Source organism: Zobellia barbeyronii (genome assembly GCF_018603515.1).
In the GTDB taxonomy this organism is placed as follows: Bacteria; Bacteroidota; Bacteroidia; order Flavobacteriales; family Flavobacteriaceae; genus Zobellia; species Zobellia barbeyronii.
The window spans coordinates 1-266 of the sequence record NZ_JACATN010000033.1 but is presented as its reverse complement, the minus strand read 5'-3'; the positions used below and the strand labels follow the sequence as shown (position 1 = coordinate 266).

Genomic DNA, 266 nt, shown 5'->3' with positions numbered 1-266 from the left:
AACAAGTTCTCGCCCAATATCGGGGCGGGGGTGTACTACCACACGGACCATTTCTATGCGGGCCTATCGGTGCCGAACTTTTTACAGACGGAACATTTTGACGGTTCCAATACGAACAGCAGTTCCTTTTTGGCGGAAGAGCGTATGAACTTCTATTTCATCACGGGATACGTATTCGAAGTAAACGATAGGTGGAAGTTCAAACCTGCGGGCCTTGTAAAGGCGGTAAGGGGTGCACCGTTGCAGATAGACGTAAGCGCCAATTT

Annotated in this window: 1 protein-coding gene; it reads left to right on the top strand. The window is 49.2% G+C overall.

Annotation, left to right across the window (positions count from 1 at the left end; genetic code table 11):
* Positions 1-266 (top strand): type IX secretion system membrane protein PorP/SprF (locus HW347_RS20615; RefSeq protein ID WP_214613604.1); only part of this gene is annotated, 266 nt, incomplete at both ends.